General features: G+C 63.4%; 24 protein-coding genes and 1 tRNA gene. 12 read left to right on the top strand and 13 right to left on the bottom strand.

From position 1 onward, the window contains the following. The 6 genes from AC1DVS_RS01285 to AC1DVS_RS01260 form a co-directional block, all read right to left on the bottom strand. Window positions 1-870, bottom strand: coding sequence for a 3-hydroxyacyl-CoA dehydrogenase NAD-binding domain-containing protein (locus AC1DVS_RS01285; RefSeq protein WP_478019549.1), 870 nt, complete (start codon window positions 868-870; stop codon window positions 1-3). 409 nt (window positions 871-1,279) lie between these two features. Further along, the gene (gene egtD, locus AC1DVS_RS01280) at window positions 1,280-2,257 is read right to left on the bottom strand and encodes an L-histidine N(alpha)-methyltransferase (RefSeq protein WP_478019547.1); all 978 of its coding nucleotides are present in this window, start codon (window positions 2,255-2,257) and stop codon (window positions 1,280-1,282) included. Window position 2,258: 1 nt separating this feature from the next. Further along, window positions 2,259-3,533, bottom strand: a complete 1,275-nt coding sequence (egtB, locus tag AC1DVS_RS01275) for an ergothioneine biosynthesis protein EgtB (protein WP_478019545.1) — start codon at window positions 3,531-3,533, stop codon at window positions 2,259-2,261. Between the two features lie 45 nt (window positions 3,534-3,578). Further along, window positions 3,579-4,163 carry a cob(I)yrinic acid a,c-diamide adenosyltransferase gene (locus tag AC1DVS_RS01270; protein ID WP_478021205.1) on the bottom strand — a complete coding sequence of 195 codons (585 nt, stop codon included), beginning with the start codon at window positions 4,161-4,163 and terminating at the stop codon, window positions 3,579-3,581. 4 nt (window positions 4,164-4,167) lie between these two features. Next, window positions 4,168-4,401 carry a twin transmembrane helix small protein gene (locus AC1DVS_RS01265; RefSeq protein ID WP_478019543.1) on the bottom strand — a complete coding sequence of 78 codons (234 nt, stop codon included), beginning with the start codon at window positions 4,399-4,401 and terminating at the stop codon, window positions 4,168-4,170. 9 nt (window positions 4,402-4,410) lie between these two features. Then, on the bottom strand, window positions 4,411-5,379 hold the full coding sequence (locus AC1DVS_RS01260) for a glutamyl-Q tRNA(Asp) synthetase (RefSeq protein ID WP_478019541.1): 969 nt from the start codon (window positions 5,377-5,379) through the stop codon (window positions 4,411-4,413). A gap of 91 nt (window positions 5,380-5,470) precedes the next feature. Between AC1DVS_RS01260 and AC1DVS_RS01255 the strand changes: the two genes are divergently transcribed. From AC1DVS_RS01255 to ppc, 3 genes are read left to right on the top strand one after another with little or no spacing between them, the layout of a single operon-like run. Then, on the top strand, window positions 5,471-6,037 hold the full coding sequence (locus AC1DVS_RS01255; protein WP_478019539.1) for an HNH endonuclease: 567 nt from the start codon (window positions 5,471-5,473) through the stop codon (window positions 6,035-6,037). Between the two features lie 45 nt (window positions 6,038-6,082). Beyond that, window positions 6,083-6,493 carry an EF-hand domain-containing protein gene (locus tag AC1DVS_RS01250; RefSeq protein ID WP_478019537.1) on the top strand — a complete coding sequence of 137 codons (411 nt, stop codon included), beginning with the start codon at window positions 6,083-6,085 and terminating at the stop codon, window positions 6,491-6,493. Window positions 6,494-6,547: 54 nt separating this feature from the next. Then, the gene (gene ppc, locus AC1DVS_RS01245) at window positions 6,548-9,223 is read left to right on the top strand and encodes a phosphoenolpyruvate carboxylase (protein ID WP_478019535.1); all 2,676 of its coding nucleotides are present in this window, start codon (window positions 6,548-6,550) and stop codon (window positions 9,221-9,223) included. A gap of 30 nt (window positions 9,224-9,253) precedes the next feature. Here ppc and AC1DVS_RS01240 read toward each other — a convergent pair whose 3' ends face one another. Together AC1DVS_RS01240 and AC1DVS_RS01235 are read right to left on the bottom strand one after the other, a co-directional pair. After that, window positions 9,254-9,643: an acyl-CoA thioesterase gene (locus AC1DVS_RS01240; protein WP_478019534.1), complete on the bottom strand. Its 390-nt coding sequence runs from the start codon at window positions 9,641-9,643 to the stop codon at window positions 9,254-9,256. Beyond that, a complete protein-coding gene (locus AC1DVS_RS01235; RefSeq protein WP_478019532.1) occupies window positions 9,643-11,703 on the bottom strand; it encodes a S9 family peptidase in 2,061 nt (686 codons plus the stop codon). The genes AC1DVS_RS01240 and AC1DVS_RS01235 overlap by 1 nt, the downstream gene beginning before the upstream one ends. An 80-nt stretch (window positions 11,704-11,783) precedes the next feature. On the opposite strand from AC1DVS_RS01235, the gene AC1DVS_RS01230 reads away from it, so the two are divergent. Further along, complete coding sequence (locus AC1DVS_RS01230; protein ID WP_478019530.1) at window positions 11,784-13,580, top strand: aminopeptidase P family protein; 1,797 nt, start codon at window positions 11,784-11,786, stop codon at window positions 13,578-13,580. Here the strand turns inward: AC1DVS_RS01230 and AC1DVS_RS01225 are convergent. Beyond that, the gene (locus tag AC1DVS_RS01225; protein ID WP_478019528.1) at window positions 13,570-13,698 is read right to left on the bottom strand and encodes a hypothetical protein; all 129 of its coding nucleotides are present in this window, start codon (window positions 13,696-13,698) and stop codon (window positions 13,570-13,572) included. The two genes, AC1DVS_RS01230 and AC1DVS_RS01225, sit on opposite strands and share 11 nt — an antisense overlap. A gap of 95 nt (window positions 13,699-13,793) precedes the next feature. Here AC1DVS_RS01225 and AC1DVS_RS01220 point away from each other — a divergent pair. From AC1DVS_RS01220 to AC1DVS_RS01205, 4 genes are all read left to right on the top strand, one after another. Then, a tRNA-Thr gene (locus AC1DVS_RS01220) sits at window positions 13,794-13,868 on the top strand. 377 nt (window positions 13,869-14,245) lie between these two features. Then, on the top strand, window positions 14,246-14,443 hold the full coding sequence (locus tag AC1DVS_RS01215; RefSeq protein WP_478019527.1) for a hypothetical protein: 198 nt from the start codon (window positions 14,246-14,248) through the stop codon (window positions 14,441-14,443). 510 nt (window positions 14,444-14,953) lie between these two features. Further along, on the top strand, window positions 14,954-15,325 hold the full coding sequence (gene rnk / locus AC1DVS_RS01210; protein ID WP_478019525.1) for a nucleoside diphosphate kinase regulator: 372 nt from the start codon (window positions 14,954-14,956) through the stop codon (window positions 15,323-15,325). Window positions 15,326-15,415: 90 nt separating this feature from the next. After that, entirely contained in the window at window positions 15,416-15,721 is a 306-nt protein-coding gene (locus AC1DVS_RS01205) for a hypothetical protein (protein WP_478019523.1), read from the top strand. 66 nt (window positions 15,722-15,787) lie between these two features. Here the strand turns inward: AC1DVS_RS01205 and AC1DVS_RS01200 are convergent, their stop codons facing one another. After that, complete coding sequence (locus tag AC1DVS_RS01200) at window positions 15,788-16,828, bottom strand: hypothetical protein (protein WP_478019521.1); 1,041 nt, start codon at window positions 16,826-16,828, stop codon at window positions 15,788-15,790. 440 nt (window positions 16,829-17,268) lie between these two features. On the opposite strand from AC1DVS_RS01200, the gene AC1DVS_RS01195 reads away from it, so the two are divergent. Together AC1DVS_RS01195 and AC1DVS_RS01190 are read left to right on the top strand one after the other, a co-directional pair. Next, window positions 17,269-19,020: a flavin monoamine oxidase family protein gene (locus AC1DVS_RS01195; RefSeq protein ID WP_478019519.1), complete on the top strand. Its 1,752-nt coding sequence runs from the start codon at window positions 17,269-17,271 to the stop codon at window positions 19,018-19,020. Between the two features lies 1 nt (window position 19,021). After that, entirely contained in the window at window positions 19,022-20,722 is a 1,701-nt protein-coding gene (locus tag AC1DVS_RS01190) for an alpha-keto acid decarboxylase family protein (RefSeq protein WP_478019517.1), read from the top strand. Between the two features lie 38 nt (window positions 20,723-20,760). Here the strand turns inward: AC1DVS_RS01190 and AC1DVS_RS01185 are convergent, their stop codons facing one another. Beyond that, window positions 20,761-20,988, bottom strand: a complete 228-nt coding sequence (locus AC1DVS_RS01185) for a hypothetical protein (RefSeq protein WP_478019515.1) — start codon at window positions 20,986-20,988, stop codon at window positions 20,761-20,763. 227 nt (window positions 20,989-21,215) lie between these two features. Here AC1DVS_RS01185 and AC1DVS_RS01180 point away from each other — a divergent pair, with 227 nt between their 5' ends. After that, complete coding sequence (locus AC1DVS_RS01180; RefSeq protein WP_478019513.1) at window positions 21,216-22,394, top strand: mechanosensitive ion channel family protein; 1,179 nt, start codon at window positions 21,216-21,218, stop codon at window positions 22,392-22,394. Here AC1DVS_RS01180 and AC1DVS_RS01175 read toward each other — a convergent pair. Beyond that, window positions 22,391-22,768 (bottom strand): hypothetical protein, encoded by a 378-nt coding sequence (locus AC1DVS_RS01175; protein WP_478019511.1) that lies wholly within the window; start codon window positions 22,766-22,768, stop codon window positions 22,391-22,393. The two genes, AC1DVS_RS01180 and AC1DVS_RS01175, sit on opposite strands and share 4 nt — an antisense overlap. 127 nt (window positions 22,769-22,895) lie before the next feature. Here AC1DVS_RS01175 and AC1DVS_RS01170 point away from each other — a divergent pair, with 127 nt between their 5' ends. After that, window positions 22,896-23,669, top strand: coding sequence for an SDR family oxidoreductase (locus AC1DVS_RS01170; protein ID WP_478019509.1), 774 nt, complete (start codon window positions 22,896-22,898; stop codon window positions 23,667-23,669). Between the two features lie 31 nt (window positions 23,670-23,700). On the opposite strand, the gene AC1DVS_RS01165 is transcribed toward AC1DVS_RS01170, so the two are convergent. Beyond that, window positions 23,701-25,926, bottom strand: a complete 2,226-nt coding sequence (locus AC1DVS_RS01165) for a hypothetical protein (RefSeq protein WP_478019507.1) — start codon at window positions 25,924-25,926, stop codon at window positions 23,701-23,703. Window positions 25,927-26,084 lie beyond the last annotated feature (158 nt).

The raw sequence follows: 26,084 nt of genomic DNA, 5'->3' as shown, positions 1-26,084 counted from the left end.
TTACCGCGTCGGCACTGGCTCATCACCCGAGTAATCATAGAAGCCCCGGCCCGTCTTCCGACCGTACCAGCCGGCCTCGACATATTTGACCAGCACAGGCGCCGGCCGGAATTTGGGATCTCCCGTCCCTTCGAACAGCACCCGGGTGATTTCCAGGCAGGTGTCGAGCCCGATGAAATCTGCGAGCGTCAGCGGACCCATCGCGTGATTGAGGCCGAGCTGGCAGGCGAGATCGATGTCGCGGATCGTCGCCACGCCTTCGCCGAGCGCGAAACAGGCCTCGTTGAGCATCGGCATCAAGACACGGTTGACGATGAAGCCCGGCGCATCATTGGCGCGGACGACCTGCTTGCCGAGCGCTTTCGCATAATCCTCGACCAGCTGCACCGTCGCGTCTGAGGTGGCGAGGCCGCGGATCAGTTCGATCAGCCCCATTACTGGGACCGGATTGAAGAAATGCACGCCGACGAAGCGCTTCGGATCGGGCGAGGCCTGGGCGAGGCGGGTGATGGGGATCGACGAAGTGTTCGAGGCGAGCACCGCCTGATGGCCCAGTACCTTGCCGACCTCAGCGAAGATCGAACGCTTGATCTCCTCACGCTCGGTCGCCGCCTCAATGACGAGCCCGCAAGAGGCCATGCCATCGACGCCCTCGATCGGCTCGATCCGGGCGAGCGCCTGGTCACGCGCTTCGGGAGCGATCTTCTCCTTCGTCACCAGGCGGTCGAGCGCCTTGGCGATCCCGGCCTTGCCCGCTTCGGCGCGCTCCTTCGAGACGTCGGTCAGCAGCACATGATAGCCGGCCTGTGCCGAGACCTGTCCGATCCCCGCGCCCATCTGCCCCGCCCCGATCACGCCAATCGTCTGCATTGCTTTGCTCCGCTCATCGCTCGTCGCGCCGCTCCTATCGACTCGAGCAAGCCCGGGCTAGGACCAGCAACGCATGGCCCGATCGGGCTGGCTGTTCCGGCAAAATTTTTTCTGGCTGTTATGTTGGAAAATCTGGCTGAAAAACACGCCTATTTTCAGTGTGTTATGATATGTCTGGCTGTTATTCAATAACAGCCAGGAACAGCCAGCATAACAGCCAGCTATCAGCCAGCAAAACGGCAATAACAGCCAGCTATCAGCCAGGAACAGCCAGCCCCGCCGGACAGGCCGAGGCTGTTTCGCTCCCGCCCGAGGCAGTGAGGATATGAAGCCAGTCATGGGAAAGAGCGGGATGGGATATGCCCATCCGGCTCCGGGCTGCCATGATCCGCGCTCGGGTTGAATCAATCTAAGGTGCGAACCGTGCCGGCTGCGCTTCGGCGAGGATCACCGCGAATAGGCCCTCGGGGTCAGTCCATTCGGCAATCGGCGTCCAGCCGCCCGCGCGGAGCAGGATGCGCCCGTCGCGACGGCCATATTTGTGGCTGTTCTCGGTGTGGATCATTTCGCCCGCCTGCATCGCGAAGGGGCGCCCCTCGATGGTGAAGGCAATGTCCTCGAGCGCCTCGAGATGCATCTCGATCCGGGCGCGATCGTCATTCCAGATCGCGCGGTGGCGGAAGGCATGGATCGGGATCGTCGCACCGAGCTCGCGGTTGATCCGTTCGAGCAGGTTGAGGTTGAACGCAGCGGTCACGCCCTGCGCATCGTCATAGGCTGAGACCAGTCGCTGCTCGTCCTTGATCCGGTCCATCCCAATCAGCAGCATCGATCCCTCGCCGAGCGATTCCTTCATCGCGCGCAGCAGATCGACCGAGGAATGCGGGATCATGTTGCCGATCGTCGATCCGGGGAAGAAGCCGAGCTTCGGCGTCTCTGCGATCTGCTCCGGCAGGGCGATGGGGCGGAGGAAGTCCGCCTCGACCGGCAGGACCGGAAGCCCCGGAAACGCCGAGGCGAGCCCAGCTGAAGATTCGCGGAGGAAATCGCCCGAGATATCGATCGGCACATAGGCAGCCGGGCTGACGCTCTGGAGCAGGATCGGCGTCTTGGTCGAGGAGCCCGACCCGAATTCGACGACCGCCCGGCCCTCGCCGGCGAGCGTCGCGACCTCGGGACAGGCCTCGCGCAGGATCGCCGTCTCGGTGCGGGTCGGATAATATTCGGGGAGCTCGGTGATTTCCTCGAACAGTTCGGAGCCGCGCCTGTCATAGAACCAGCGCGCCGGGATCGCGCGCGGCCTTACCTCGAAGCCGCGCAGCACATCGGCCCGAAACAACGGATCGGCGAGCGTGACATCGCCGTCCTCGATTTCCTGTTTGAGCACGTCAGACGTCCTTTGCCAGGCGAACGCCGGTGAATTGCCAGCGCTGGTGGGGATAGAAGAAGTTGCGGTAGCTCGCGCGGACATGGCCGCGCGGCGTGGCGCAGGAGCCGCCGCGCAGCACGAACTGCCCGCTCATGAACTTGCCATTATATTCGCCGACCGCGCCGTCGGCTGGCCTGAAGCCGGGATAGGGACGGTAGGCGCTGCCGGTCCATTCCCACACATCGCCGAAGAAAGCTGGGCTCTGCGTGGCAGGTCGGGGCTCGACCGCGCCGGCAACATCAAGTTGGTTGCCGCCGAGCGGGTCATGCTGGGTAGCTGCCGCCTCCCACTCCGCCTCGGTCGGCAACCGCGCGCCGGCCCAGCTCGCATAGGCATCCGCCTCATAGAAGCTGACATGGGTAACCGGGGCGGCGGGGTCGATCGGGCGGCGTCCGTCGAGCCCGAAGCGAGTCCAGACTCCGTCCTGTTGTTCCCAGTAAAGCGGGGCGGTTATGCCCTCTGCCTTTACCCAAGCCCAGCCGTCGGAGAGCCAGTGGCGTGGCTCGGCATAGCCACCATCGGCGATAAAGGCGGCCCATTCGCCATTGGTGACGGTGCGATCGGCGATTGCGTGAGGGCTGAGCAAGGTCGCGTGGCGCGGCGTTTCGCAATCGAACGCGAAGCCTTCACCCTGATGGCCGATCTCGGTGACCTCGGCAGCACCGGTGATCCAGCCGATCGGCCCGGGCATTTCGACCGGCACCTTGCGCTCGCCCGGCCAGATTGCAGGTTCGATCGGATTCTGCGCCATAAGATGGAGCACATCGGTGATCAGCAGTTCCTGATGCTGTTCCTCGTGATGACAGCCGAGCATTATCAGTTCGGTCGCGGCGGCTGGCAGGTCAGGTAACGCGGAGAGGATCGCGGCGTCGACATGCGCGCGATACGCCAGCACCTCGGCGAGCGTCGGCCGCGTCACCATGCCGCGCCGCGCCCGGCTATGGCGCTGACCTTCAGCTTCGTAATAGCTGTTGAACAGGAACGGGAAGCGACCGTCGTGGAGCGTATAGCCCTTCACGAAATCGCGCAGGATGAAGGTTTCGAGGAACCATGTGGTGTGCGCCAGATGCCATTTGGCGGGTGACGCATCCTCCATCGACTGGACGGTGGCGTCTGCGTCGGAAAGCGGCGCGACCAGCGCCTCGCTCAGCGCGCGAACACCGGCGTAGCGCGCCGCCAGCGCATCGCGGTTCAGGAGGGGGCGGTTCAGCAGAGGCTCGGATTTTGTTCGCATTCTGTTCTCCTCTTTCCAGAACGCGCACATGAAAGTCAAGCCGAGCTACGGCCCTGTCTGGCCGCGGGATGCGCCCGGCACCCACAAAACGTCGCCTGCGCCCTTTTGGTTCACGGCGCGGGCGGCGACGAACAAATAGTCCGACAAGCGGTTGAGATAGGAAAGCGCCGCCGGATTCAAAGGGGTGATCTGCGTTGCCGCCACCGCAGTGCGCTCGGCGCGGCGAGTGATGGCCCGGGCGAGGTGAAGCGCAGCCGCGCCCGCGCTGCCGCCGGGCAGGATGAAGCTTCGCAACGGGCTGAGATGATCGTTCATGGCGTCAATCTCGGATTCGAGCCGCGCCACCTGCTCCGCGACGATCCGCAGCGTCATCTCCGATGGGGCGAAGTCGTCGCCCGGCGTCGCGAGATCGGCGCCGAGATCGAACAGGTCGTTCTGGATCCGGGTCAGCGCTGTCGCCGTTTCGCCGGGGCCAAGCGCTGCAATGGCGACACCGATCGCGCTGTTCGCCTCATCGACATCTCCGATCGCGACCATGCGCGGATCAGTCTTCGCAACGCGCGATCCGTCGACAAGGCCGGTGGTGCCGTCGTCGCCGGTGCGGGTGTAGATCTTGTTGAGCTTGACCAGGGGGTCAGTTCTTTCCGGCGAGAACCAGGATCACCACCACGATCATGATCGCGATCGCCTGGAAGAAGATGCGGTACTGCATCGCCTTGTTCGACTTCAGCGCCGACGCGCTCGGGCCCTGATTGCCGTCCCTGACCTCGTTGCTCGCATTGAGCAGGAAGATCGCGAGGCCACGAACCAGCATGGCGACGGTCGCGATCATCGCCGCGATCAGGAGGATGAAGAGGAAAGTGCTCATGGGCGCAATCTAGGCTTCCGACAGCCGAAAGCCAATGGGGAGGCGGCCGTTTCGCAGGTCGTCGGCAAGCGCGATGCCGTTCACGCCAGCTTCTCGCATCGATTGCAGCGTCGGTGCCTTGTTGCGCTTGGCAAGGCGTTCGCCGGTCTCATCGGCGAGCAAAGCATGGTGGCGATAGATGGGCGTCGGTAGATCGAGCAGGGCCTGGAGCAGGCGGTGGACATGCGTTGCGGCGAACAGATCGCGCCCGCGCACGATATGGGTGATGCCCTGGGCTGGGTCGTCGATGGTGACGGCGAGATGATAGCTGGCCGGGGCATCCTTGCGGGCGAGGATGACGTCGCCGTGGATTTCCGGTGTTGCAATGACGTCGCCGGCGATTTCATCGTGCCATATCAGCTCACCGTCATGCCGGATTTGTTCCGGCATCCACTTGGCGGCTTGGGGATGCCCCTGCGGGTTTTGCTCCACGCTGCCCGGTGGACCCCGGAACAAGCCCGGGGTGACGGAGGGGAGTGAGGCGGTCGCCTTCGCCATATCCAGCCGCCACGCATGTTGCTCGCCCGCCATTCGTCGTTCGCGCTCGCTCGCAGCGAGATGGCGGCAGGTTCCCGGATAGACCGGCCCGGCATCGCCATGCGGTGCTGACAGGCTGGCGGCGATCTCCGCGCGTGTGCAGAAACAGGGATAGAGCAGCCCCATCGCCTTCAATCGGTCGAGCGCTTCCGCATAAGAGGCCAGCCGTTCCGACTGGAGCAGCACCGGCCCGTCCCAGCTCAGCCCGAGCCATTCGAGATCGCGCAGGATCGCCGCAATGAACTCCGGCCGGCTCCGCGTGCCGTCGATATCCTCGATGCGCAGCAGGAAGCGCCCGCCGGCTTCCCGCGCCCGATCATGCGCAAGAATTGCCGACCAGGCGTGGCCGATGTGCAACAGCCCGGTGGGGCTGGGCGCGAACCGGGTGACGATTTCGCTCAAACTGGCTCTTGACCGCGAGTCGCGCGCCGTGCTGTCATCATGGCGTCATCCTAGTCGGCGAATGCCGCGCCAGGAAGCGAGGGGTAGTCACGTGTATCATCCCGATCTGATCCGGCACCCCGATAGCTGCCCGGCGCTCGTGCTCAATGCCGATTATACGCCGCTGAGCTATTATCCCCTGAGCATCTGGCCGTGGCAAACCGCGATCAAGGCGGTGTTCCTCGACCGGGTCGATATCGTCGCGCAATATGAGCGCGAGGTGCGCAGCCCCTCGGCGCGGCTCAAGCTGCCCTCGGTGATCGCGCTGAAATCCTATGTCCGGCCTTCGGCTTTTCCGGCCTTCACACGGTTCAACCTGTTCCTGCGCGACAAATTCGCGTGCCAATATTGCGGTTCGGGCAATGATCTGACCTTCGACCATGTCGTGCCGCGCGCCCAGGGCGGGCGGACGACCTGGGAGAATGTCGTCACCGCCTGTGCGCCCTGCAATCTGAAAAAAGGCGGGCGCACGCCCAAGCAGGCCGGCATGCCCCTCCATATCGGCGCCATCCGCCCGACGAGTTGGCAGATGCAGGAACATGGGCGCCGTTTTCCGCCCAATTATCTGCACGATACGTGGCACGACTGGCTCTATTGGGACGTTGAGCTGGAAGCCTGAGCGGCGGCATCTTCGCGCCGGCGCGGCACGAAGAAAGATGTCACGATGCGGATCGGTCCAGCTCTCCTGCTCGTTGCGACGCTTGCAGCCTGTGTTGGCGGGTGCTCGAAGAAAGTGCCTGACGGCACGGGCGCGGAGAATTTCCGGCCGCCGACCAACCAGACCCGCGCAGACTATCTCGACATACTCAATCGAAATTTCACCCGGATGGATGTGAACGGCGACGAGGCGCTTCAGCCAGACGAAATTACCGGAGTCCGTGCCGATCGCATCCGAGCACTCGACACGGATGGCGACCGGGAGGTCTGGCGCGAGGAGTTCGTGAAGGGCGGCCTGGCGCGCTTTGACAGGATCGACACCAATCATGACGGCGTGCTGACCAATGGCGAGCGTCGCGCGGGCCGCCGCGAAGATGACGCCAACGGCAGCGACATCACCGATATGCCGTCCAAATGACAACGTTGTTCATCGAAGGTTGACCTGGACGATACTGCAATGCAGCATCCTGACATGGCTGATCTCCCTTCAATTGCTAATAATCCCGACGTCCGTTTCCTGGGCAAGCTGCTCGGCGATGTCATCCGCGCTTATGGCGGGGAGACGCTGTTCAAGCGCACTGAATATATCCGCGCCGCCTCGGTCGACCGCCACCGCGGCGTAGCGGGGAAGGAAGCGACCGATCTCGGGCTCGACCGGCTGAGCCTCGACGAGACCCTCGATTTCGTGCGCGGTTTCATGCTGTTCTCGATGCTCGCGAACCTTGCCGAGGATCGCCAGGGCGTCGCCGCCGAGAAGGGCGCCGATATGGAATCCGCGCTGAAGCGGCTTGCCGATGAGGGGATCGATCACAAGGCGGTGATGGCGCTGCTCGATCATGCGCTGATTGCTCCAGTGTTGACCGCGCATCCGACCGAGGTGCGCCGCAAGAGCATGATCGATCATCGCAACCGCATTTCGGAGCTGATGACGCTCAAGGATGCCGGGCTGGCCGAGACGCCTGACGGCGATTCAGTCGATGAGGCGATCCTGCGCCAGATTGCCTTGCTGTGGCAGACACGGGTGCTGCGGCGCGAGCGGCTGTTCGTTGCCGACGAGGTCGAGACCGCGCTCAGCTATCTGCGCGACGTGTTCCTGCCGGCATTGCCCGCGCTGTATCAGCGTTGGGATCGGGCGCTCGGCGAGCGCAGCCCGAGTTTTCTGCGCCCGGGCAGCTGGATCGGCGGCGATCGTGACGGCAATCCGTTCGTTACCGCTGAGTCTTTGCGCATCGCCTTGTCCAAGGCGTGCGAGGCAGTGCTCGGCCATTATCTCGAGGCAGTGAATGCGCTCGGCGCCGAGCTTTCGATCTCGAGCGGAATCGCCGAGCCCGATGCGGCGGTCCAGCAGCTGGCGGAGGCGAGCGGGGACACCGCGCCGAGCCGCGCCGACGAGCCCTATCGGCGCGCGCTTTCGGGCATCTACGCCCGGCTTGCCGCGACCCATCAGGCGCTGACCGGCAAGCCGGCGCCCCGCCCCGGCCTTCTCCACGGCGAGCTCTATCCGGATCCGCAAAGCTTCCGAGCCGACCTTGTCGTGATCGCGCGTGCGCTTCGCGCCGGCGGCGGCGGTGCGCTGGCCTCGGGCGGCGCGCTTGGCCGGCTGATCCGCGCGGTCGAGACCTTCGGTTTCCACCTCGCCACGCTGGATTTGCGGCAGAACAGCGCGGTGCATGAGCGCGTGGTCGCCGAGTTGCTTAAGGTTTCGGGCGTCGAGGCTGACTATCTGTCACTGAACGAATCCGAGCGGGTCTCGCTGCTCCGTCATGAGCTGTCGAATGCCCGCCCGCTCTCCAGCCCTTTTGCGACCTATTCAGACGAGACCAGTTCGGAGCTCGCCATTGTCCGTGCCGCCGCTGAGGCGCATGCGAAATATGGCCCGGCCTGCATCACCCAGCACATCGTCTCGATGGCGCAATCGGTCTCCGATCTGCTCGAGGTCAATGTGATGCTGAAGGAGGTTGGTCTCTATCGGCCCGGCAATCCGGCGACGGCGGCGATCATGGCCGTGCCCCTGTTCGAGACGATCGGCGATCTGGAAGCGGCGCCCGGCATCATGACGGAGTGGTTTGCGCTGCCCGAAGCCGGCGAGATCACCCGGTCGCGCGGCTATCAGGAAGTGATGATCGGCTATTCGGATTCGAACAAGGATGGGGGATATCTCACCTCGACCTGGTCGCTGTCCAAGGCGTCGACCGCGCTGAAGCCGGTGTTCGAAAAGGCTGGCGTCGGCATGCAGCTGTTCCATGGCCGTGGCGGGGCGGTCGGGCGCGGTGGCGGCTCGGCCTTCGCGGCGATCCGCGCGCAGCCGACCGGCACCGTGCAGGGCCGAATCCGCATCACTGAACAGGGCGAGGTGATCGCGGGCAAATATGGTACCCGCGAAAGCGCGATGACCAATCTCGAGGCAATGGCCTCCGCGACGTTGCTGGCGAGCCTCGAGCCGGATGTATTCTCGCCTGCCGAGCAGGCGCGGTTCGGGGCGGCGATGGACCAGCTCTCGGATAGCGCTTTCAAGGCGTATCGCGCGCTTGTCTATGGCACCGAGGGCTTTCGCACATTCTTCCGCCAGATGACGCCGCTCGCGGAGATTTCAGGCCTCAAGATCGGCTCGCGTCCGGCGAGCCGGACAAAATCCGATCGCATCGAGGATCTGCGCGCGATTCCCTGGGTGTTCAGCTGGGCGCAGGCTCGGGTGATGCTGCCCGGCTGGTATGGGGTCGGCGCGGCCATCGCCGGGTTCGAGGACAAGGGGCTGCTGGCCGAGATGGCCGATGGCTGGCCCTTCTTCGGCGCGATGCTCGACAATATGGAGCAGGTGATCGCCAAATCCGACATGGGGATTGCCGAGCGCTACGCGGCTCTGGTCGAGGATCGCGCGCTTGCGGACAGCGTCTTCAACCGGATTCGCGACGGCTGGCAACAGACGCATGACGGGCTGCTCGAAATCACCGGCCAGTCGCGGCTGCTGGAGAAGCACCCGGCGCTCGATGCCTCGATCCGGCTGCGCCTGCCCTATATCGAGCCGCTGAACATGCTCCAGATCGAACTGATGAAGCGCCACCGCGCCGGCGAGACGGACGAGCGGATCGGCGAGGGCATTCTGCTGTCAATCAACGCGATCGCAACTGCGCTGCGGAATTCGGGCTGACTTGTTCCTCCCCGAGCTTGCTCGGGGGAACTAAGAAAGAAACGGTGCCGCCAGTTCCGGTCTCACTCGCAACAGCCGCCCCGTCGCCCGGTCGAGCAACGCCCAGGTCGACACCGCTTCCACCTTCACCTTGCCGTCGGCGCCGGTGAAGCGAACGTGCCGATCGAACCGTGCCCCTCGCGGGGGTTCCGGCACCCAGGTTTCGCCCGTCACCGTCTCGCCCGGGCCGACATTGCCGCGGTAGTCGATCTCATGCCGGGTCACGACCCAGATATAGGTATCCTGTTGGTCCGGCGTCGCGACCGCTGCCCAATGCGCGACCGCGATGTCCTGAATCCATTTCACCCACACCGCATTGTTGACGTGTCCGAGCTCATCGATGTCGGCATCCGCGGCGGTCTTGGTGAGCGTGAACGCCATCAGGCCTCGATGCCCAGCTGCCACAGCACGAATGCATGCTCCTCAGCCGCCTCGCGCAGGCTTTCGAACCGCCCCGATTTGCCGCCATGGCCGGCGCCCATATTGGTCTTGAGCAGCAGCACATTGTCGTCGGTCTTGGTTGCGCGCAGCTTGGCCGCCCATTTGGCCGGCTCCCAATAGGTCACGCGCGGATCATTGAGCCCGCCCGAAATGAACATCGGCGGATAGGCGTGCGCCGCCACCTGATCATAGGGCGAATAGGAGCGGATCAGCTCGAAGGCAGCCTTGTCCTCGATCGGATTGCCCCATTCGGGCCATTCGCCCGGTGTCAGCGGGAGGGATTCGTCGAGCATGGTGTTGAGCACATCGACGAACGGGACATCGGCAATCACCGCGCCCCAGAGTTGGGGATCGCTGTTGACCACCGCACCCATCAGCTCGCCGCCTGCCGAACGGCCGGCGATGGCGATCTTGCCGGCGCTGGTCCAGCCGTCAACGATCAGGCCTTTCGCCACGTCGACGAAATCGTTGAAAGTGTTGGTGCGCTTCTCCAGCTTGCCATCGAGATACCATTGCTGGCCGAGATCGTCGCCGCCGCGGATATGCGCGATGGCATAAGCGAAGCCGCGGTCGAGCAGCGACAGCCGCCCCGTCGAGAAGCCGGGCGGTATCGCATAGCCATAGGCGCCGTACGCGTAGAGGAAGAGCGGTGCTGAGCCGTCCTTCGGGAAATCCTTCGGATAGACGATCGACACCGGCACCTCAGTGCCGTCGCGAGCGGTGATCTTCAGCCGCTCTGTGCGGTATTTCTCCGCATCATAGCCCGAGGGGATTTCCTGCACCTTGAGCACGGTGAGCTCGCCGGTGGAGACGTCGTAATCATATTCAGTGCCCGGCGTGACCATCGACTCATAGCCGACGCGCAGCACGTCCATCGCATATTCGGGATTGTTGCCGAGGCCGGCGTCATAGCTCGCTTCGGGGAAGACGATCCGCTGCGGTGGTATGGCGGAATCGTAGCGGTGGATCTCGATCTGATCGAGCCCGTCCTCGCGCCCGTCGACGATGAAGAAGTCGCGGAAACAGTCGATCCCCGTCATGTAGAAATGCTTCGATGGGCCGATCAGCTCAGTCCATTCGCCAGGCGCTTCGATCGGGGCGGTGCAGAGGCGGAAGTTCGGATCCACGTCATTGGTGTGGATGAACAGCGTGCCGTCATGCTCATCGACATCATATTCGCGGCCGACTTTGCGCGGCGAAACGCAGATCGGCGTAGCCAGGACGTCATTGGCGGGGAGCAGATAGATCTCGCTCGTCACATGATCGCCGGATGCGATCACGATCCACTTGCGCGAGCTCGTCTCGCTGACGCCGACGCGGAAGCCTTCATCGGCTTCCTTGAACAGCTCTATGTCCTGATCGATCGGTGTGCCCAGCCGATGGAAACGGGCATTGTCGGTGCGCCATTGCTCATTGGCGAGGCCGTAGAGAAAGCCGCTGTCATCGGCGGCCCAGACGATCTCGGAGAGCATGCCCGGGATCACATCGGGTAGATGCTCGCCGGTGGTGAGGTCCTTGACCCGCACCTCGAACCGCTCAGACCCATTGTCGTCGATCGCATAGGCGAGCAGCTTCGCGTTATTGCTGACCGAGAAGGCGCCGAGCCGGAAATATTCCTTGCCCTCAGCGAGCGCCGGTTCGTCGAGGATCAGTTCGTCCGGCCCGCCCGCCACGGGTTTGCGCCACCATTTGCGATATTGGCCGCCGGTCTCGAACGCAGTCCAGTAGAGCCAGTTGCCGTCCTTTTGCGGAACCGAGCTGTCGTCTTCCTTGATGCGGCCCTTCATCTCTTCATAGAGCTTGTCGATCAGCGGCTTGTGGGGTGCCATGACCTTTTCGAAATAGCCGTTCTCCGCCTCGAGATAAGCGAGCACGTCCTTGTCGGTAACATCGGGATAGCCGGGATCCTTGATCCAGGCATAGGGGTCTTCAATGGTGACGCCGTGAATGGTGAAGCTGTGTGGGCGCTGCTCGGCGATGGGGGGCTTGGATGCGGTCATGTCTCCCCATACCGTCCGGGCCGAGCTTGTCGAAGCCCCGTTCTTTCTTCTAATCCTCGCAGCCAAGAGGAGTTCTCCCCATGTCCACCTATCAAGACCGCCTCAGGGCGCTGCGCGAGCAGCTGAAGCGAGACCGGCTCGACGGCTTTGTCGTGCCGCTCACTGACGAGCATATGAGCGAATATGTCGGCGCCTATGCGCAGCGCCTCGCCTGGCTCACCGGTTTCCAGGGCTCGGCGGGCAGCGCGGTAGTGCTGCCCGAGGAAGCCGCGATCTTCACGGACGGGCGCTATACGCTGCAGGTGCGCGAACAGGTCGATGGCCGCGACTGGGAGTTCGTCTCGGTGCCGGGGACCAGCATGTCCTCCTGGCTAGGCACGCACGCGGCCGCTGGCGCCCGCGTCGGCTACGATCCCTGGCTGCACACCCGCGCCTGGGTCGAGGAGGCGCGCAAGGCCCTGGCCGAGCGCGGCGCAGAGCTGGTGGCGGTCGACACCAACCCGGTCGATGCGGTCTGGCCCGATCGGCCGCAGCCTTCCGATGCGAAGCTGGCGGTGCAGGACGATGCCCGCGCCGGGCAATCCTCGGCCGAGAAGCGCGCCGCGATTGCCGACTGGCTTGCCGAGCGCAGGGCGGATGCAGTCATCTTGTCGGCGCTCGATTCGATTGCCTGGACGCTCAATGTGCGCGGGCAGGACGTGGCGCATACGCCGGTCGCGCTGGCTTATACGATCGTCGATGCGGATGGCACCGCCGATCTGTTCGTGGCGCCAGAGAAGATCGGCGATGATGTCCTCCAGCATCTCGGCAACGCCATAAGGGTGCGCGATCGAGCTGCCTTTCCGGCGGCACTCGGCAAATATGCCGGCAAACGCGTCGCAGCTGATCCCGAGCGGGCGGTCGCGGCGATCTTTGGGCGGCTGGAGGCAGGCGGGGCGACGGTGCTGCCGCTGCGCGACCCGGTGATCCTCGCCAAGGCGATGAAGAACCCGACCGAGATCGCGGGCCACCGTGCCGCGTCGGTTCGCGACGGCGCCGCGCTCGCGCGGTTCCTGAAATGGGTCGAGGAAGAGGCGCCTAAGGGCGGCCTGACCGAGCTTTCCTGCGTGGCGAAGCTGCAGGAATTCCGCGAGGCGACGGGCGTGCTCAAGGACACCTCGTTCGACACCATCTCGGCGACGGGCGCACACGGTGCGAGCCCGCATTATCATTCGACGCCCGAATCGAACGTGCCGCTCGAGCCGGGTCAGCTCTATCTGGTCGATTCGGGCGGTCAATATGCGGACGGCACGACTGATGTGACGCGCGTCCTGCCGATCGGCACCCCTAGTGAAGAGATGCGTGATCGCTTCACCCGAGTGCTCAAAGGCCATATCGGTCTTGCCACCGCGATCTTCCCGCCCGGCACCAACGGGGGCCAGCTCGATTCGTTCGCGCGCCGGCCCTTGTGGGAAGCGGGTCTCGATTTCGCCCACGGCACCGGCCACGGCGTCGGCGCCTATCTTGCGGTGCATGAAGGCCCGCAGCGAATCGCCAAGCCGAGCTATCCCGGTGGCGGCCCGTCGGAGCCGCTTCGGCCGGGCATGATCATCTCGAACGAGCCCGGCTATTACAAGGCGGGCGAATACGGCATCCGGATCGAGAATCTGATCCTGGTCGAAGAGCGAATCATTTTGGGCGGCGACGAGCCGATGCTCGGTTTCGAAACGCTGACCTTCTGCCCGATCGAGCGCTCGCTGATTATTGCCGATCTGCTGACTGTCGCAGAGCGTGACTGGCTCGACACGTACCATGCGGGGGTGTTGGAGATTCTCGGGCCGCAGATGGAAGGTGCCGAGCTCGCATGGCTCCAGGCGAAATGCGCGCCTATCGGCTAGGGTCCTCCTCGCGCGGCGTGGGCGGGGCTTCATTTGCCCGCGCCTGCGCTTTCCGCTTGCGCAGATTCTCGCGCAATGCGGCCGCGAGACGCGCCGCCTTTTCGTCCTTCTCGGCCATGCGTGCTTATCCTGTGCCGGCTTCGCCTTGACAATCCCGCCGCCCTCGTCTCTTAGGCGCGCTCCCGCGGCGGCTTCACAGGCCTGGCGGGAATTGCTGCCGTAGCTCAGTGGTAGAGCGCATCCTTGGTAAGGCTGAGGTCGTGAGTTCAATCCTCACCGGCAGCACCATTTTCTCCTGATTGTCAGGAGTATGTCTCCGAGAGCTACGCGGACGCTGCGATTGCGTGACGTGAGGGATTAGTCTTCCTCCTTCCATCGATAGCAACTCGCGGGGACGTGGGCGCATAGCTCGCACAGAATTTGACTTTCCCCCGCGACGGCCCATGTTGGAAGCATGTCCGCGACGATCTCCATCCGGCATTCGGAAGTACATCCGGGTAGCAGTACCGAGCGCCTCCCGGCCCTGGGCTAGCGTCTGTCTGCAGGCGCCTGACCAGGGCCCACCTCCCGTCATCCAACCGAGGGTTGGACCTTTAGAAAAACGCGCGGTTTCCGCGCGCGCGGCTCTGCCGGCGCGCGGCCGAACCGTCGTCGAGGAGGCTAAAATGGATCGTTTCGTCGTTGAAGCAGAGAAGAAAGTGGTCGGAATCGCAATGCGGGTGCCCGGTGGGTTCCGCTTCTTCTGTTCGGACCCCGATTTTCGTTCCCTGGACCGGAAAATCTTTCGGCGCGCAAAGGGGCTGGTCAGCCGGGTAGCCGAGTTCGCGCGGGCGCGACGGGCGTGCCGCAGAGCAGCTTGCTAAGCGTGCAGTAATGAACAGCAATATCCGCGACCCACCAATTCCGAATTGCCAGGGGGTGTGCCGGCCGATATCGACATAACGGTCGTCGACTGCGTCCGATAGAAATCTCGCTCTAAGTATTGAGTAACCGTAGCGCGGCTAATTCGAAGCGTGATATTGAAAGAGAGCGGCTGTGTTGTGCCTCCAAAATATCACGTAATATTCGTGGCTTTATTATCCTTATGACGGGCGCCTTAATGATACTTATTTACGTGGAGTGGATGGGCTTGACTGCATTGAGATGCGTCCCCACCTTATAATTATGCATCATCCGCAAATCTTTCGGCGCTATTGGAGCCATTCGGGACAACTGGTCGCAGGCCTCTAGCCCCAGGGCCGCGCGCTATCGGCAGCGGGTCTGGGGAAATTGGAGCGAGGACTGAAAACGCGCACCGTCTCAGGTGCCTTTCGGCCTCAACCGGCCCTCCCGATTTGGTGAGCATCATGCATATGATTGAGACGAGGGGCAAAATGCCTCTAATACATATTGCCAACGAAGATTATGACGCGATCGCGGAACTGGCATTGCAAATGGCGGACCGCGAGCCCGGCACATCCAGATTGATCCTGGACGAGCTCGATCGAGCTCGGCTCCATCCAACTGGAGAGCTCCCCAGCAATGTCGTGAGGCTCGGCTCCGACGTCGAGTTCTTCGACGATCTGACCGGTACAAGCAGGCGCGTACGATTGGTCCTGCCCTGGCAGGCCGACACTGCGGCAGCGTGCCTGTCGGTCATGACACCTGTCGGGACTGCGCTGATGGGTATGAGCGTGGGCCAGCAGATCAGCTGGCCCGGTCCAAACGGTCGCCAGCGCACTCTCGAGATTCTCCAGGTCAGCTAACGGCCTCGACCGGCCGCTCACGCGGACGAATCAAAACGCAACGCGGGCGCAGCGCCTCAGATCGCGCGCGCCCGGCACCGGAGATATGAAGTGAACACCCATTATTCTTCTCATAGTCGACCATTGTCGGACATCGGGCTGAAGGCGGAACTCCTTCTGGGACGCTATCCTTCAATCAGCGAGCGCGAACTGGAAGACCTCATCGAGATTTTCCCTCGCTTGCCTATCCTCGATCTTGCCATGATGACGGGGGACGATCGGATTTCGGCAAAGGTGGCGGAGTTCCATCAAGCTCACAAAGCGAGGTTGAAGACGCCAAAGGCGACGTTGATTGCCCTGATCGGTACTTTCCTTTTGGTGCCGGCAGTGACGGTTGCGCTGGCATGGTCCGGTTGAATCAGTTGGCCAGCGACGAGCGCCCGCTTCGAATGTCTGCGATCTCCCTGACTTCGGCTGCAAAACTCAGCGGCGACGCAGCTTGCCGAACAGGCGTGCCAGCAAGCCGGGGCGCGGCTCAGCCATAACCTCGGGCTCCACCGACTCCACGGGCGCCACTGGCTCACGAATGCGCTGACGGAGCGTCTGGGCGCTGGGCGGCGCCTCGACGGTCGGATCGTCGCGGGGAACCCAGGGCTTCATGCTCAAGGTGGCGAAACCCGGCTGGGCCGGCGCAGCGCGCTTGGACGCGAGAGTGGAGATCCGCTCCGGTCCGAGGACTGAGACGAAATCATTGCTCATCCCGATCGTGCCGGCGATGAGCCGGCAGCCGGCGGGAAGACAGTCTTCGGATACCGCCCGTTCGGCCGCCTGCATGAAGCGGACGGCCAATAGCCAGCTGCCGAGGATGAATTCGACATAGCCGCCGGGTGCGCGACCCTGGACCTCGTCGCGGCCGTCGCGGAGGAAATAGCGATGCTTGCAGGTGATGAGCGCGGTATTGAGCCGGGCAAGACCTGAGAAGGTCAGATGGAATTCGACATCCTCTTCCGCGTCGACCCAAGCCGGCAGGTCGCTGTCGCACTCGGCGAGGATATCGGCCTTGCTCGCCTCGCTGAAGGAGAATGCTTCGTCCGAATACAGGCCAAGGAGCAGATCGGGCTCATAATCTTCGTTGCCTTCGAAAACCAGATCAGGCGGATTGGTGAGGCCGAGCGTGATCGCAGTGATCGGCGGACCTTCCCATTCGGCGAGGATGGGGAGGAGGTCTTCCCAGCCCGTAAGGACCACATCGGCGGCGGGCGTCGCCTTGCACAATTGGGCCAGCGAACCGTTAAAGCCGGCAAGCTCGGCAGCGAGCAAAGCGTCGGCTTCGGCAACGCGTCCAGCGGTGAGCAGGCTGCGCATGTTCGCCGCCCAGGCGCGCTCGCCATCCGCTTCGAGAAACGTCATTTGCAGTGGGTGCGGTTCGGCCGGCTCGCGATAGAAGCGCACGCCCTTGGTGCTCGAATCCGGTATGAACGCAACTTGCGGATCTGGCGCGTTACTGCGCGAATAGGCATTCATTGCGATGCTCCTCCCCCCGGGCTCACGCCGCGATCGCTCGGCTAATCTAGCGCGAAACGGTTAATCGAAGATGTGGATAGCGGGTGCGGTGGAGCGGTTTTTTCGAGGGTGGCGAAGGGGTTGCTGCGCTCAATCCTCACCGACGGCGCCCGCGTTCAAAAATGAAGCCCGCCAAAAAATAAAACTGATGTCCGATCGATCTCCCTTCATCGGCGTCAGCAAGGCCCCACAGCCTTGTATAGGCAGTCCGCCCGGCACAGTTCCAAAGTATCGTCATATTGGTTTTTAATGCTGCCGGCGCGCAGATTTACACCCCTTTGTCCGAATGCTAGCTCTTTCGCGCTCGGTACATTCGCCTCTGCTTGAAACCAACGGGTCGACTCCTGTCGATGGCGTTTGCCGTGCTGTGACCAGGCCAGACCGATATGGGGGAGAGCGATATGGATCTCGATGTAGCGATAGTGGGCGGTGGTTGCTCCGGCGCGTACAGTGCCTGGCGCCTCCAGCAGGATCGCGGCGCTGACCAGTCGATCGGCCTGTTCGAATATTCGGATCGCATCGGCGGGCGGCTCTACTCCGTCACCATGCCGGGGCTGCCCAACGTCAAGGCCGAGCTTGGCGGGATGCGCTATATCCCGACGCAGCACATCCTGGTCGCTGACCTGATCAAGCATCTGAAGCTCGAGACCAAAGATTTCCCGATGGGCGCGCCCGCCCCGGTCGGCTCGAACTGCAATCTCTTCTATCTGCGCGGCAAGCATCTGCGCCTCCACGAGCTCGCTGACCCGGAGAAGGTGCCTTACAATCTCGCCTGGTCGGAACGCGGGCTCGGGCCGACCAACCTGCAGGTGCAGGTGATGAACAACCTCTATCCCGGCTTCGCCAATCTCAGCCTGTGCCAGCAGATGCAGGTCAATGTGTTCGGCAAGCCGATGTGGAAATACGGCTTCTGGGACCTGATGTTCCGCGTCCTCTCGAACGAGGGCTATCAGTTCATGCGCGACGCCGGCGGCTATGAGGCCAATGTCGCCAATGCCTGTGCGGTGACTCAGCTCCCCGCCACTGAATATAGCGACGATACCAAGTTCCTGACCCTCGCCGACGGCTATGACCAGCTGCCGATCACGCTGGCGAAGGAGTTCAACGACGACTTTGCCGGCAAGACGCCCAAGGGCAAGCGCGTCTTCATGAACCACCGGCTTGAGGAAATCCTGATCGGCTCGGGCGACTGGCCCTATACGTTGATCTTCCGCCAGACGCTCACCGACGAAGAGAAGAAGACCAGTGACGTCGCAGACCGGCAGCCGATCAAGGTCCGCTGCAAGAAGCTGATCCTCGCCATGCCGCGCCGCAGCCTGGAGCTGATCAAGAGCAGCTTCTTCGATGATCCCTGGCTCAAGAAGAACATCCCCTCGGTCCTCATCCAGAGCGCGTTCAAGCTCCTCCTCGCCTATGAAACGCCGTGGTGGCGTGCGCAGGGCCTCGTCGCCGGCCGCTCGGTCACGGATCTGCCGGTTCGCCAGGTCTATTATTTCGGCACCGAAGGCGAGCAGGAGAGCGGCCAGCCATTCCTCAACTCGCTGCTGATGGCCAGTTACAACGATATGGGCACAGTGCCTTTCTGGAAGGGCCTTGAACGCGGCAAACCCTATCTGGGCTATCGCCCCGCCTGCCTCGAAAGCGGCGTTGCGGAGGCCCTTCCGCTCGCGCCCAAGACCGGCTTTCGCGCCACGGCGGAAATGGTCGATGTCGCCAACCGCCAGGTTGCGCAGGTCCATGCCCTGCCACAGATCCCCGATCCCTATGCGGCGGTCTACCATACATGGAACGAGGATCCCTATGGCGGCGGCTGGCATGAATGGAAGGCCAATTTCCGCCTCGACAAGATCATGTGCCAGATGCGAAAGCCAGTCGCCGATCTCGATATCCACATCGTCGGGGAGGCCTATTCCTACGGCCAGGGCTGGGTCGAAGGCGCGCTCGATGTCGCTGAATCGATGCTCCAGGATTTCTTCGCGATGAAGCCGCCCAAATGGCTCGATCCCAGCTATGCGCTGATGCCGAACCCCTGCCCGCCAGGCGATCCCTGCGTCGGCTGCGGTGACCTTGAAGGCTGCGTCCCCTGCTTCAATTGCGGCACGATGCTTGCGTCGATCACCCCCAATTGCCTGTGCGCGGTCGAGGAGGGCTGAAATGAACGTCGCCGAATACATCCTCGCCCGGCTCGCCGAGGCGGGCCTCACCCATATGTTCGCGGTTCCCGGGGATTATGCCTCGCCCTTCCTCGAAGCGCTCGACACGATGCCGGAGATCATCCGCGTCCCCAATATCAACGAGCTCGGCTCGGGCTATGCCGCGGACGGCTATGCGCGGTTCAAGGGCATTGGCGCAGCGTGCGTGCAATATGGCGTCGGGACGTTCAGCGCGCTCAACTGCGCTGCGGGCTCCTGGGTGGAGCGGGTGCCGGTCGCGATCATCTCGGCGAGCCCGTCGAGCAGCAACCGGCTGCTCGAACGGCAGGAGCAGATCCTGTATCACCATTCGACCGGCGATCTCGAGGTGAACCAGAAGGTCTTCGCCCATGTGACGGTGGCGTCGGAGATCATCACGGATCCCGATTTCGCGCCCGAACAGATCGATCGCGCGATCACCGCGATGCTGACCTTCCGCCGTCCGATCTATCTCGAAGTGCTGCAGAATGTCTGGACCCAGCCTTGCGCGAAACCGAAAGGCCATCTCGCGCCGGTCACGCAGACGAGCAATGCCAAGTCGCTCGGCAAGCTGATCGCCGCTGCCTGGGGCAGCATCCTCAGCGCGCAGGAGCCGGTGCTGTGGTTCGGGGTCGAAATCCAGCGTTACGGCCTGCAGGACCTCGCGCAGAAGCTGGTGGATGTCAGCGGATTGCCCTTCACCACGACCAGCCTCGGCAAGACGGTGCTTGACGAAGCGCAGCCCCAGTTCATCGGCACCTATGCCGGCCCGGCCTCTCCCGCGCTCACCCGCATGATCATGGGCGCCTGCGATTGCCCGATCGCGCTCGGGGCGATCATTACGGACGATTATCTCGACATCATGGCCTCCAGCTATGCCGATATGATCTCGGTGAATGACGAGGATGCGCGGGTCGGCATCGACTATTTCGCGCAAGTGACCCTGGCCGATTTCCTGAAAGGCCTGATCGCGCGGTTCGAGGAAGACGAGGCTTTCCCGCGCAGCTTCGAGGTGCCCGATATCGCCGACGATGCCGATGAGGCGACGGTGGGCAAGCACCTTACCTATAATGTCTTCTACCGCGAGCTCTCCAGCTTCCTGAAGCGCAAGCACCTGCTCGATTCCAGCGTGCTCGTGCTCGGCGAGAGCACATCGCTTTACGTGTTCGGCAATCTGTTCGGCCTGCCGCGTGACAGCTTCGTCGCACAGGCGGCCTGGGGCTCACTCGGCCATGAAACCGGCTGCGCGCTTGGGGTCGCACTCGGGTCGGACAAGCGGCCCTGGGTGGTCGCGGGCGATGGCGGCTTCATGATGATCTGCCAGGAGATCTCGAGCCTTGCGCGCGCCGGGGTCAACGCCGTGGTGTTCGTGATGAGCAACCGGGGCTATGCGATCGAGCAGGCGTTCGTCGACATCAAGGCCTTCACCCCGCAGGGCGAATTCGCCGCCTTCGATGTGCTGCCCCGCTGGGACTATCTCGCGCTCGCCAAGGCTTATGGCGCGAAGGGCTTCCGGGTCGAGACCACCGATCAGCTGGCCGCCGCTCTTACCGAGATCAAGGCATTGACCAATGTGCCGGCGCTGGTCGAGGTCGTGATCCCGCCAAAGGATCTCGCTCCGCAGCTGGCTCGCCTGGCCGCTCCACCGCCCGCACTGCGGAAATACAACCACACGCCGGAGTGATGCGGCGATTGCGGGTCACCCGTGCGGCGCAGCGCCCTTCAGCAATGGCCGGGGTCGCCGGGATCATCCAGCGACCGGAGTGCGGCAAGCACGTCATCGATTGGCAACGGACGCTTCACGCCCGGCGGGCGACGTAGCGCGGGTCGCGAGTCGACCGCATGCGCGTCTGACGCCCAGGAAGCGAGAATCGCGCGCTTCACCTCGGGCTCGAGCTGGGGATGGGTGACCACGTCATAGGGACTCCTGAAAATGGGAGATGCAGACATTAATCCCTCCTTCCGGTTTGCATCTTTGGACACGGGTCGCGAACAATCGCCCGTTGGCGGCCGAAAAATAGGCAAATCGGAATCGGCTTCAAGAACTGCCGGGGCGTTTTTTCGAAGCGTTTTGCGGGTCGCTATCTACCGGAATCCGAGCGCCGCCGCGCCGTGCGCCTGCCTCCATCCACGGGTGCGGAATGGAACCCTGTCAGGCTCCAGCTCTTCTTGCCCCCATGACCAATCAGACCCACCCCCTCGGCACCATCCAGCCAAGCGCTTTGCCGCTCGAGCTTCGCAGGATGACGCAGGATGCCAGTGCCTGGTTCCAGTCGCATTGGCTTCAGATCGCGGTCGCGACCGCCATTGGCATCGTCATTTTCCTGCTGCTTCATCTTCTTCGTCGGTGGAGCCTGAGGCTGTGCAAACGAGGCGAGGGCGTCGCCAGCTGGTACAGCATTATCGGCCGCGCCCTCACCAGGACGGGGAATCTGTTCATCATCCTCGTCTCGGCACGGCTCGTCGCCGGCTATGCCGATGCGCCGCCCGCGATCCACACCACGATCAATTTCGGTTTCACGATCGCCGCGGTGTTCCAGGCGGCGATCTGGCTGCGCGAGTTGATCTTCGGCATCGTCGAGCACCGTACGATGGAGGAGGAGTCGCGCGGGCAGGCACTGGCGAGCGCGATAGGGATCATCCGGCTGCTGGTGACAATCGCGCTGTTCGCCATCGCCACGGTCGTGGTGCTTGGCAATCTGGGCGTCAACGTCACCGGGCTGATCGCCGGTCTCGGCGTCGGCGGCATTGCGATCGGGCTGGCGGCACAGGGTGTCTTCGCTGACCTGTTCGCCGCCCTCGCGATCATTTTCGACAAGCCGTTCCGGCTCGGCGATTCGGTATCCTACGACAAGGGATCGGGTTCGGGGACTGTCGAGGCCATCGGCCTGAAGTCGACGCGGGTCCGGGGCGGCAATGGCGAAGAGCGCATCATCGCGAACAAGAAGCTGCTCGATTTCGAGATACTGAACACTAGCCGGCGCGCGCACAATCGCTTCAAGTTCGATTTCTATCTCGGCTTCGCTACGCCGCCGGACATGGTCGAGCGAGTGCCGGCGCTGCTCAGGGACGCGGTCGAGGCCTCAGGCTACAAGCTGGTCCATGGCGGCCTGAACGGCTTCAGCGACCACGGACTCAGCTATGATGTCGAATTCGAATCCCGTGACACTGATTTTCCCGCCGACGCTCGGGACAAGGTGGCCGCAGCCATTCTCGCGCGTTTCCGGGATCATGATATCAGCTTCGCCTATCCGACGAGCGTGAACCTGATCGCTGAGAAAACGAAGCCGACGCCGCCGGCCGAGCCGAAAACGGCGAACGGCCTCGCCCATAACCACTCCAAAGATCGAAGCTAATCCCGCGATCCAGCGCCGGTGTGGATCGGGCCGTCGCCGGCGGCGCTGTCGCTGTCATAGTCCTCGCCTTCATTGCCGCCACCGGCGCCCGCACCGCTGCCATGCACTTCACCGGACGGATCTGCCGCGCCTTTCTCCTGTTCTTCCCGCCATGCCTGCTGGCCGCGGCTGTCATATTCCTGCCCGGAATATCCGTCGCCGGTCCCCACCGCTCCGATGCCCGACCGGGCCGGGACATGAGGCGGACGCTTGCCGGCCTCGGGCGGTTGGTTCGCGAGATCGGCGGTCGTCGTCGCGCCAGGATTCTGCTCGCGGATATCAGCCGATGGATCGGCCCCTTCGCTGGCGTTCGGTTGATCACCTTGCTCTGACATGGCCTGTCTCCTTCGCTTCCTCAACGCGCAACCTCGCAAAGCGATCATCCCGACATCGGCGCATGACCGGCCGAGGGAACCGTGGCGCCGATCGCTGCTTTTTGCTTCAAGCAACGGAGCGAAAATCATGTCTTTTCTCGCCGAATCCCCAGACCTCGCGGACGCCCATACGGAGCAACCCAGCCTGGCCGGGCGCCGAGCGCTGATTACCGGCGGCACCACGGGCATCGGCCGGGCAATCGCTGTTCTGCTAGCTGCGGAAGGTGCCAAGGTCTTCGTCTGCGGTCGCGACCCGCGCCATCTGGGTGACGCGCTCGAGCGGATTCGCGAAGTCGGCAACGGTGAGGGCATCGCCATCGATCTGGCTGAGCGGGAATCGGCGGCCAGGCTCTACGACGCCGCCACCGCCTATCTCGGCGGGCTCGACATCGCGGTCATCAACGCAGCGGTTCCGGCCGACGCGCTCGGCGAGGCCACAGAGCAAGACCTCGAATATCAGATAGCGACCGACTTCACCGCCTATCTGCGAACAACGAAGGCAGCGGTAAGCCGCATGGGCGCGGGCAGCGACGTGGTGCTCATCGGGTCAATGTCCGCGGTCTCGCGAATGGCCGGATCCTCGATCTATATAGCGGCCAAGTCGGGTATACAGGGCTTTGCGCAATCGCTGCGCAAGGAGCTTGGCGAGAAGGATATCAAGGTCGGCCTGATCGAACCGGGCTTCACGGGTGCCGACTTCCAATACCCGGAATTCCCACCGGAGAAGCAACGCGAGCTGATCAATCAGGATAAGATGTTGCGCGCTGAGGATATCGCGGCCGCCGTACATTTCATGCTGACGCAACCCCGCCGGACCGCCGTCTCGCTGATACGGGTCGAGACGAGGCTCGATCATCCCTGACCGAACCTAATTCGGATGCCTGTTTAGCCCGTCATTCCCAGCTGAGGATCAGGCGCCCATTAGCCGGGACGCGAAAGTCCAGGCGATCCGCCGTCTTGCCATGGGGCCGCAGCGCGTCCCCGTCAGCCGTGGTCAGCTTGAATTTCGTCAGCTTCCGGCGTGGTAATCGGACCAGGCTCAGGCCCGCAGTGCAGGTCTCGCCACCGTCGAGATGGATGCTCAGCGCGCGATTGCCGGTCCGCTCCATCGCCATGATGAAATGGTCGCAGAACAGCCTGAACGGCGCGCCTTCGATGCTATGGAACGCCCTGCTCGCAAAGACGAGCGCAGCACCGGCGCCGTAAATCTCCTGGCCGACCTGGCCCGCGGGCTGACCATCCACATACAGATCTTCGACCGGGAAAGAGAGCCCGCGGTCGATATGACCGTTGCGGTTCTCGGTTGCGAGCGCGTCCTTCGGGAGTGCGTCCGGATAATAGAACCAGGCCCGGTCGAGCGCATATTTGCAATATTCGCTGATCAGCATCCGCGCCGCCGGCTCGAGCTCGGGGCCACTGTCGCGGAGATAGCATTCAAAGGCGGCGAAGGAATCGAAGCACTCGTAGATCGCCATATAGGGCGCGTCCTGCAGGCACGTGGCGCCAAGGAAGTTGTGATATCGCGCGGCAAACGCGATCTCGGATTCCCAAATCGCGCAATTATGGAAGAAGCTCGCGAGATAGACATAGCTCTGCTCGCGATAGCGTTCGACGTTCGTGATGCGCCACAGCCTCAGACATGCCGCCGCGCCCCAGGCCGTCAGATTTGCCTGATAGTTGAGGTTGAAACGCATGCCCTGCGCCGCGTCGATCGCAGCCCGAGCCTCTTGGAGGAAGCGCTCCTCATCGGTCATTTCATAAGCCTGGAGCATCACCCAGGCATAGATACCGCCGACGTCCGTCTGCCCGCGCCGGTCGGCATCGGCGACCTTGGTGATCACCGAGAAGTCGGTGACCTTGTATTGGATCGGCCATCGATAGTTGAAGTGATGAGCGGCCTTGATGCCGAAATCGACCGACTTCAGGAAAAGAGCCCGCGCGTCCTTGTCCCCGTCGAGCGCGAGGTTCGCGAGGTTCATCATCGGGTGATAGAGATACCATGAGTCGACAGCATCCGCGTCCTTGTCGTCGCCGACATTGGGCAGATAGCGCCTGATCGTGCCGAGCTTCGCATCGTAGAACCGGCTCAGGCCGCGCAAGAAACTGGCATCGAGCTTCGCCGGCTTTGCCCGCCATGCGCCGTAGCGCCGCATGGCGCCCAGCAATGAGAGCTGGACCATGCTGTCGGGATATTCCGCGTCGGTATAGGGATGGGCATAGACATGGCCATAATGGCGTACCGTTGCCTTTGGTGACGTCTCGAGATCGGCCAGTGTCCGCTCGGCGCGGCCGACCCAATCGCGATATTCGGTATAGGGCAGATCGAGCGCCGTATAGGCTGCACCCAGCATCTGCACGAACAGGCGTGCCGATTCCCGTTCGTGCGCCGCCGGCTCGTCGCGAAAGACCATGATGGAGTCGGACAGCGTGATCTCTACGCCCGCCGGCAACGGATCGGTCGGCGGCGTCCCGCTCTGTGGCGGGGTAGGTGGAAGATAGCCGAGCTCGGGCCATTCGCCGCCAACCGAGCCGTCGGGCTTCGTCTTCGTCGCGCGGTAATAGTCGTTCATCGAGGTGAGTTGCTGGAAATAGAGCAGGCTGCCGAACGCGGGTTCCTTCATGTGCAGATAGAGAAGGCCGCTGTTCACCCCGCGCTGCGCCGCCTCGACATGGCCGCCCGCGCCCATCGGATCGTCGCGTTCGTCGAGCGGATACAGATCGCGCGGCAGGAATGGTACGAGAATGGGCGCCGACGGTGTCAGCGTGACAATGGTCCGCAGGCGATGAAGGTCGTCACCGTCAACGCGGAGCGCAACGCTATGGCGCCCCAGGACGCTGTCGAGCTCGAGCCGCAAGGCTTCCCCGATCTGGCTGCCGCGTACGCGCGCCGATATGCCGCCCGGCGCGTGCGCAACGCGGAGCGCCACCCCGCCCTTGCCCGGCCTTCTGACGATCGCCCAGACGTCATCCGCCGACTGCCTCACATCGACGGTCAGGTCGCCAAGGCCGAACGTGGCGATGGGCTTCATCGTCTCGCCCCGTAGGGCTGCCTGGAGCTCGAGAACGAAGGGGCTGACGGCGGACCTGGCCGTTTCCCTGATGCTGGTCGCCTGATTCAAGCGCGGTCTCCCTTGTCGGTTGCCGGCGATCCGCCCGGCGTGCGAGTTCAATTCCTCATGGGCGCAGTCGGGCGCCGCCGCAAAAGCGCTCGGCTCGCGGTGCGGTTCCTTATGTCGTCGCCATCATTCCGGCCTTGGCAGGCATCTGCAATGTCTTC

Source organism: Sphingomonas sp. P3_C5, assembly GCF_056402635.1.
This window is presented reverse-complemented; position numbering and strand designations above follow the sequence as displayed.

What these genes read in the sequence shown, in the direction of transcription:
- AC1DVS_RS01175 (WP_478019511.1), bottom strand. Translation starts at nt 22,768, where the DNA reads ATGTCAGAGCAAGGTGATCAACCGAACGCCAGCGAAGGGGCCGATCCA.
- AC1DVS_RS01215 (WP_478019527.1), top strand. Translation starts at nt 14,246, where the DNA reads ATGGATCGTTTCGTCGTTGAAGCAGAGAAGAAAGTGGTCGGAATCGCA.
- AC1DVS_RS01250 (WP_478019537.1), top strand. Translation starts at nt 6,083, where the DNA reads ATGCGGATCGGTCCAGCTCTCCTGCTCGTTGCGACGCTTGCAGCCTGT.
- AC1DVS_RS01180 (WP_478019513.1), top strand. Translation starts at nt 21,216, where the DNA reads ATGACCAATCAGACCCACCCCCTCGGCACCATCCAGCCAAGCGCTTTG.
- AC1DVS_RS01170 (WP_478019509.1), top strand. Translation starts at nt 22,896, where the DNA reads ATGTCTTTTCTCGCCGAATCCCCAGACCTCGCGGACGCCCATACGGAG.
- AC1DVS_RS01225 (WP_478019528.1), bottom strand. Translation starts at nt 13,698, where the DNA reads ATGGCCGAGAAGGACGAAAAGGCGGCGCGTCTCGCGGCCGCATTGCGC.
- AC1DVS_RS01190 (WP_478019517.1), top strand. Translation starts at nt 19,022, where the DNA reads ATGAACGTCGCCGAATACATCCTCGCCCGGCTCGCCGAGGCGGGCCTC.
- AC1DVS_RS01285 (WP_478019549.1), bottom strand. Translation starts at nt 870, where the DNA reads ATGCAGACGATTGGCGTGATCGGGGCGGGGCAGATGGGCGCGGGGATC.
- egtB (WP_478019545.1), bottom strand. Translation starts at nt 3,533, where the DNA reads ATGCGAACAAAATCCGAGCCTCTGCTGAACCGCCCCCTCCTGAACCGC.
- AC1DVS_RS01200 (WP_478019521.1), bottom strand. Translation starts at nt 16,828, where the DNA reads ATGAATGCCTATTCGCGCAGTAACGCGCCAGATCCGCAAGTTGCGTTC.
- AC1DVS_RS01240 (WP_478019534.1), bottom strand. Translation starts at nt 9,643, where the DNA reads ATGGCGTTCACGCTCACCAAGACCGCCGCGGATGCCGACATCGATGAG.
- AC1DVS_RS01195 (WP_478019519.1), top strand. Translation starts at nt 17,269, where the DNA reads ATGGATCTCGATGTAGCGATAGTGGGCGGTGGTTGCTCCGGCGCGTAC.
- AC1DVS_RS01265 (WP_478019543.1), bottom strand. Translation starts at nt 4,401, where the DNA reads ATGAGCACTTTCCTCTTCATCCTCCTGATCGCGGCGATGATCGCGACC.
- AC1DVS_RS01230 (WP_478019530.1), top strand. Translation starts at nt 11,784, where the DNA reads ATGTCCACCTATCAAGACCGCCTCAGGGCGCTGCGCGAGCAGCTGAAG.
- rnk (WP_478019525.1), top strand. Translation starts at nt 14,954, where the DNA reads ATGCCTCTAATACATATTGCCAACGAAGATTATGACGCGATCGCGGAA.
- AC1DVS_RS01185 (WP_478019515.1), bottom strand. Translation starts at nt 20,988, where the DNA reads ATGTCTGCATCTCCCATTTTCAGGAGTCCCTATGACGTGGTCACCCAT.
- AC1DVS_RS01235 (WP_478019532.1), bottom strand. Translation starts at nt 11,703, where the DNA reads ATGACCGCATCCAAGCCCCCCATCGCCGAGCAGCGCCCACACAGCTTC.
- ppc (WP_478019535.1), top strand. Translation starts at nt 6,548, where the DNA reads ATGGCTGATCTCCCTTCAATTGCTAATAATCCCGACGTCCGTTTCCTG.